Origin of the sequence: Photobacterium sp. SP02 (assembly GCF_038519165.1) — a bacterium.
In the GTDB taxonomy this organism is placed as follows: domain Bacteria; phylum Pseudomonadota; class Gammaproteobacteria; order Enterobacterales; family Vibrionaceae; genus Photobacterium; species Photobacterium halotolerans.
Genome location: NZ_JASJOJ010000108.1, coordinates 1 through 6,078, shown reverse-complemented (window position 1 = coordinate 6,078; position 6,078 = coordinate 1). Strand labels below are relative to the sequence as shown.

5 protein-coding genes are annotated in these 6,078 nt (G+C 53.1%); 3 read left to right on the top strand and 2 right to left on the bottom strand.

What is annotated here, in order from left to right; all coding sequences use genetic code 11:
• Positions 1 to 365: 365 nt before the first annotated feature.
• On the bottom strand, positions 366 to 1,607 hold the full coding sequence (gene lhgO / locus P0Y67_RS22030) for an L-2-hydroxyglutarate oxidase (protein WP_342393605.1): 1,242 nt from the start codon (positions 1,605 to 1,607) through the stop codon (positions 366 to 368).
• A gap of 400 nt (positions 1,608 to 2,007) precedes the next feature.
• Between lhgO and P0Y67_RS22025 the strand changes: the two genes are divergently transcribed.
• Together P0Y67_RS22025 and P0Y67_RS22020 are read left to right on the top strand one after the other, a co-directional pair.
• Entirely contained in the window at positions 2,008 to 3,585 is a 1,578-nt protein-coding gene (locus P0Y67_RS22025; protein WP_342393604.1) for an ABC-F family ATP-binding cassette domain-containing protein, read from the top strand.
• 41 nt (positions 3,586 to 3,626) lie between these two features.
• On the top strand, positions 3,627 to 4,061 hold the full coding sequence (locus tag P0Y67_RS22020) for a GFA family protein (RefSeq protein ID WP_342393603.1): 435 nt from the start codon (positions 3,627 to 3,629) through the stop codon (positions 4,059 to 4,061).
• A 47-nt stretch (positions 4,062 to 4,108) separates the two neighbouring features.
• Here the strand turns inward: P0Y67_RS22020 and P0Y67_RS22015 are convergent, their stop codons facing one another.
• Positions 4,109 to 4,798, bottom strand: a complete 690-nt coding sequence (locus P0Y67_RS22015) for a helix-turn-helix domain-containing protein (RefSeq protein WP_342393602.1) — start codon at positions 4,796 to 4,798, stop codon at positions 4,109 to 4,111.
• 382 nt (positions 4,799 to 5,180) lie between these two features.
• Between P0Y67_RS22015 and P0Y67_RS22010 the strand changes: the two genes are divergently transcribed.
• Positions 5,181 to 5,630 carry a DUF3850 domain-containing protein gene (locus tag P0Y67_RS22010; RefSeq protein ID WP_342393601.1) on the top strand — a complete coding sequence of 150 codons (450 nt, stop codon included), beginning with the start codon at positions 5,181 to 5,183 and terminating at the stop codon, positions 5,628 to 5,630.
• The last annotated feature ends 448 nt before the right edge of the window (positions 5,631 to 6,078 follow it).

The following is a 6,078-nucleotide window of genomic DNA, read 5'->3' as shown; positions in this document are numbered from 1 at the left end:
GTTGTAGGCGCTCCCGGCGCCGACAACCTGAAAATTCGTCCTGAATTTTTCCCTGAATTTGTTGATCACTTTAGCTAAGAAAATGCATCCGGCCTGCCATGCCCGCGCAGGCGGGAGTCTATACGGCGAGCGCAATTTTTGAAGTTTAGCTTGTATGTCGCGCTTGAGTTTGGTGGTTCATTTGGCATTGTGTGATGCGCGCCAAGTACTCTTTGTGGGGGCAAAGAGTACCCAGAAAGCCCCTTTTTGATCTTTGGTGTTGTCCGGGTCGGTTGTAGGCGCTCCCGGCGCCGACAACCTGAAAATTCGTCCTGAATTTTCCCCTGGGGGAGTGGGTTTCTTGTGATTTAGCCTGACTTGTTGTTTCAGTCCGCCTCACGCTGTTGTTGGATTTCAGCCACTCTATCGCAAATGTAGTCGGCAATCGGCATGGCTGAGGTTGCAGCCGGTGACGGCGCGTTACACACGTGCAGGCTGCGTGGGCTGTCTGCAAACAGAAAGTCATGAACTAACGTGCCGTCTTTCAGTACGGCCTGAGCACGAATACCTGCCGGGTAGGGCTCCAGATCGCTCAGCGTCAGGCCCGGACAGTATTTACGTACCCGCTCAAGATATCCGGCTTTCCACCAGGCATCTTTGAATTCCCGCAACCCGGTTTTCAGGTGCTTGCCGGTGACATGCCAGAAGCCGGGAAAAGCCAGCATGTCCAGGCTGTCACGCAGGCTGAAATTAAATCGCCCGTAACCTTCGCGCTTAAACCCCTGCACCGCGTTCGGACCAACTGTGACTGAGCCATCGATCATGCGTGTCAGGTGAACCCCTAAAAAGGGCAGGGAAGGGTCCGGGATCGGATAGATCAGGTGACGGACAATCTGATTGTGTCTGGCGGCCAGGCGGTAATATTCTCCGCGGTAGGGGATGATCTGAAAATCTGTCTCCAGCCCCATCATTTGGGTCAGGCGGTCGGCCATTAACCCGCCGCAACACACCAGAAAGCGGCCTTTGACAGAAAAAGAACCGGCACTCGCTGCGTTGCTCCGGTGGCAGGTCAGTTCGATGTGATCACTGTGCTCTGCGATGGCTGTCACTCGCGTACCCAGGGCTGTTTCCCCGCCTGAGGCAGTAAAGTCACTGGCCATGTGTTCAGTCACCCGGCGGTAATCCACGATGCTGGTCGCCGGGACAAACAGTGCCCCCAGTCCGTTGATGTTCGGCTCTCTTTCCCGCAGCTGTGTCTGATCCAGCACTTCAATTTCAATCCCGTTTTCATGGCAGCGGGTGTGCAGATCCTGCATCCGGCGCACTTCCGTCTCATTGGTGGCGACCAGCAATTTGCCGCAGTTGTCGACCGGAATCCCGTGCTGGTGGCAAAAATCCAGAGTACGCTGCTCGCCTTCTTTGCAAAACCGTGCTTTCAGGCTGCCCGGCGCATAATACACGCCGGCATGGATCACGCCGCTGTTGTGGCCGGTCTGGTGCTGCGCGAGCGTGCTTTCTTTTTCAATCAGCAAAACCTTGCTGGCGGGATGACGGCGTAGCAAAGCATTGGCTGTGGCGACACCCACAATGCCGCCGCCAATCACCAGGTAGTCGTAATACTCATTCATCGCGGATCCTTCGCAAATGCAATTTAGGCCAGATACAGACTGACATCATCATGATTCATAAGACATTAAAACACTAAGCTGGCACAGTCGTAAAAGGATAAATGGGTTTCACCAACCCCGCTTTCTGGTGATTTCATCTTGCGACATGTGTCTGGTGGTGGTTTAATAGCCGCCATCACCTCTTTTGGAGTTAACGCCTGAATGAATCACTAACCCCTGACATCCTTTGAACTTTTTTCTTTTGGATCCGCAGGGTTAGTGGGCGTTAACCGTCTTTGTCTGAGCAGTCGCCGTATTGTGATCGGTTGTGCGACTCAGATTTGTCTGCCAAATATCTATCTGCTAGATAGCAATGTCTTCCGACGGTAATGTCTCTCCCTGCGCTTGCGCCGGAGGTCTTATGACATTATTGCAAGCCCAGTCTCTGACTGTTTTTCTTCCCCACGGGGAACCACTGTTTTCTGATCTATCCCTGACTTTAGACCGTGAAACCACCGCTCTGGTTGGCCGTAACGGCTGCGGCAAATCTGTGCTGGCCGCACTGTTAAGCGGAGCCCGCCAGCCGGATGAAGGCCGGGTGATCAGGCACGCGCGCATCGCCTACTTACCTCAGCTGACCGTGCAGAGCGATTTGTCGGCTCTGGGCACGGTTGCACAAGCACTGGGTGTCGAGGGTTGTCTGCAAGCGTTACAGCGCATCGCCGACGGCAGTTGCGATCCGGCCGATTTCGAGGCGGTCGGCGACCAATGGGATTTACCCGTATCCCTGTCTCGCCAGTTGTCAGCGCTGGGATTACCGCCTGATCCCGGACAATCTTGCAGCAATCTGAGCGGCGGTGAGCTGACGAGGTTACGATTGTGGCTCTGCTTGCGCAGCGACGCTGAATTGCTGATTCTCGATGAGCCGTCAAACCATCTGGATCGGCAGGGCAGGGAATGGCTGTCACAGCAAATCGCTCATTTTCAGGGCGGTATACTGCTGATCAGTCATGATCAATCCTTACTGAACAACGCAGATCGTATTATTGAACTCAGCCACACGGGTTTAGCCTGTTATGGCACCGATTTTGGGCAATACCGGCAGCAGAAACATCATGAAGCCCGGTTACTGGCAACACGGCTGTCCAAAGCGAAACAGCAAATCAACGCCATTCAGCGCCAGCATCAGCGCAATGAAGAAAAAGCGCAGCGCCGGGCCGCGGCCGGTAAACGGGACAGACGCGATGGCAGCCAGTCGACTTTACTGCTTGATTATCAGAAAAATGCGGCAGAAAGTGCGGCATCCTCGAGAACCCATCAGCACCATCAACAGCTGGATGATGCGCGGCAACAGCTTCAATCCCTGCAGGATAAAGCGGACAGTACCAAGCCGCTGAGCTTCAGCACCGACAGTGCAAACAAGCGAAGTGCGCGTTTACTGACGATCACTGAATTGGGTTTACAGCGGGGACAATTGCCAGCAATCAGCCGAACCATCTGGTATGGCGATAAAATTCACCTGCGCGGCAGTAACGGCACAGGCAAATCGACCTTGCTGAAAACCCTGCTGGGCGGTATGCCAGTCAAATCGGGTGAGATTCACAGGCACGGGCCGCTTTGTTATCTCGACCAGCATTTCTCCTTATTTGATTTGCAGGCCAGCCTGATCGAGAACCTGACGCGCCTCTGTCCGGCTTATACCGCCGCTGAGTTACGCACCCTGGCGGCTTGCATTGGTTTTCGCCGTGACAGAGTCGCGCAACAGGTGTCGACCCTGAGCGGCGGTGAACGGATGCGGCTGGCGATGCTGGTGGTGAGTCATCAGCAACAGGAAGGGCTTTTGCTGCTGGATGAGCCGGACAACCACCTTGATTTAGATAGCAAATCTATGATGGCGCAGGCCTTGAGTGAACATCAGGGCAGTTTCATTCTGGTCAGCCATGATCAGGATTTTGTTGAGGCGTGTGGTGTGAATCAGCGCTGGGATCTTTTCAGATAAATCGACTATGCTATCTGGAGCTTATGGATAAGGAGGGCATTATGTCACAAGCATCAACATCGTCGTCGGATCACCTCACTGGCCATTGCCTGTGCGGTAAGGTCGGCATGACATCAAACAGCGGTACCTTGCATGCGGAAGTCTGTCATTGCGGCATGTGCCGTAAATGGAGCGGTGGCCCGTATCTGGCTGTTTCGGCAGGCACGGACGTGACATTCAGTGGTGAAGAATATGTTTCCCGTTTCTCGTCATCAGACTGGGGCGAGCGCGGTTTCTGTAAAAATTGTGGTACTCACCTGTTTTATTTTCTTAAACCAACCGGCCAGTATATTGTTCCGGCGGGGCTGTTGGATCAGGAAAATCAGCTGGAAATGGCGCAGCAGATCTTTATTGATAAAAAACCAGCCTATTATGCGTTCAGCAACGACACCAAAAATCTGACGGAAGAAGAAGTCTTCGCTCAATTTGCCCCTTAAGCAACAGCCATCCCGGGTCGATCATACCGGCCCGGGATAGTGACAGTTCACTGCTTTTTCAAACTGACCGCCACGCGGCCGATCACCTTGATCTCGCTGTCGTTGACTTCAACGCAGGTGTGGCCCAGTGTCACCGCCAGCTTGTTCGGCAATCGCTGAATAGGATTGATCGACAAACGTCCGTCCATATCAATCAGGTACTCACCGCTTACGGCATCGTTCTGGCTTTGATCAACCAGGAACCGCCCTTCATGGGTTTCCACTTCAATGGTGGACGCGGCATTGAGGTGCCAGGCGTCAAAAATGCGCTGAGCGAACGGGATTGTCCCCATACTGATTAATTTGCCATTGCTCAGGCTGTAGCTGTCCAGCGTGACGACTGCGTCTGATGTCGCGGCGTTCGTCGTCGTTTGTCGTCCTGTTTTGTACTCATTTGACGTTTCAGCAATCGTATCATGGCCCGTGTTTTTACTGCCCGTAAACGAATGATGCAGTTCTTCCAATGGGTAATCAGACGGCAGAATGAGCTGGTGAACAGGGATGCCGGTTCGTAAATGCGTACGGACGACCAGCTCGTGAGAGGTGCGGTTGTGCGTATTCCAGGTGCTGAAGGTGGTTTTCGGCACGTCAAACAGCGTCGCCATCTCACCAAAAGAAGCACAATGGGTTAAGTCTCTCAAATTCGAAGTAAAGTCATGACCTTTCAGATAGTCAAAAATAAGGATTTTTTTACTCATGGACTGTCCAGTCAGTGTGATCGAACTCGAAAATGATCGTCAAAAGTTAACTTTCAATGGCAGAAGTTATTGACTGCATTCAATTGAGGATCAACACTGTGCGTATTCAACAAATCAGCGCAAAATTGGCGAAAAGTGCGCAAAACCAACGCGTAAGGATACCACTCATGGCAAGGAATCAAATAGCAATTGATGGACCCTGTATCGCAAAAGTGGAGATTCGGCGTCTGACCGACCTTCATTTCCGTACTCTGCTTTTGTCGAAAGCCAGCAGAATGGCTTTTGGCAATACAGCGCGGTCTCACCGGAGCCGGAAAACTCAGGGGGCTGGTCAATGGCGACACTCTGACAATTCAGCCCGCAACAGCAGAGAGGTGCTGGCATGAGCAAGGTCACGCTTCATGAGCTGAAGATTCCGTCGGCCAATTTCACCGATATCCTGGCCGGACGTAAAACCCATCAGCTGTGCCTCAATCATCGTCAATATACCGCTGGAGATGTGCTGATTTTGCGCGAACTGGACGAGAACGGCGAGGAGACAGGGCAGGAGATGAACTCGCTCATCACCCATGTTGAGTACGGCAACGCGGCGGGCCTTGAGGACGGCTGGTGTGTCTTGTCGCTGGCCAACACCACGCCTTTACTGGGAATTCGCTTGATTGGTTATCTGCGTGATCGTTTAAAAGAGCACTGCGATTACACAGAAGCGGCGTATCAGATTATCAGGAAAGCCGGCAGTACAGATACTCAGGCGAAGCGCACGGTGCAGGCTGGGCGGTGTTGGGTGGATGAGGCGAATCATTTTTTGAAGAAGTTTCCGGTGGGGCAGTAGCATTCTTATTGTGGGGCGAGGTGCGACAGGGGCTGATTCTGAGGGTTTGTCGCGCTTGAGTCTGGTGGTTCACTTGGCATCTGAGTTCGCGCGCCAGGTACTCTTTGTTGGGGCAAAGAGTACCCAGAAAACCCCTTGTTGTTCTTTGGTGTGGTCCGGGCCGGTTGTAGGCGCTCCCGGCGCCGACAACCTAAAAATTCGTCCTGAATTTTTCCCTGGGGGAGTGGGTTTCTTGGGTTTTGGGGTTGTTGCTGGGTAATCGGGTGTGATGGTATGTCGCGCTTGAGTTTGGTGGTTCACTTAGCATGGTCTAATGCGCGCCAGGTACTCTTTGTTGGTGCAAAGAGTACCCAGAAAGCCCCTTTTCGTTCTTTGGTGTGGTCCGGGTCGGTTGTAGGCGCTCCCGGCGCCGACAACCTAAAAATTCGTCCTGAATTTTTCCCTGGGG

Bases quoted from the DNA above. Each gene is read 5' to 3' on its own strand.
- P0Y67_RS22015 (WP_342393602.1), bottom strand. From the start codon at position 4,798: ATGAGTAAAAAAATCCTTATTTTTGACTATCTGAAAGGTCATGACTTT.
- P0Y67_RS22025 (WP_342393604.1), top strand. From the start codon at position 2,008: ATGACATTATTGCAAGCCCAGTCTCTGACTGTTTTTCTTCCCCACGGG.
- P0Y67_RS22020 (WP_342393603.1), top strand. From the start codon at position 3,627: ATGTCACAAGCATCAACATCGTCGTCGGATCACCTCACTGGCCATTGC.
- lhgO (WP_342393605.1), bottom strand. From the start codon at position 1,607: ATGAATGAGTATTACGACTACCTGGTGATTGGCGGCGGCATTGTGGGT.
- P0Y67_RS22010 (WP_342393601.1), top strand. From the start codon at position 5,181: ATGAGCAAGGTCACGCTTCATGAGCTGAAGATTCCGTCGGCCAATTTC.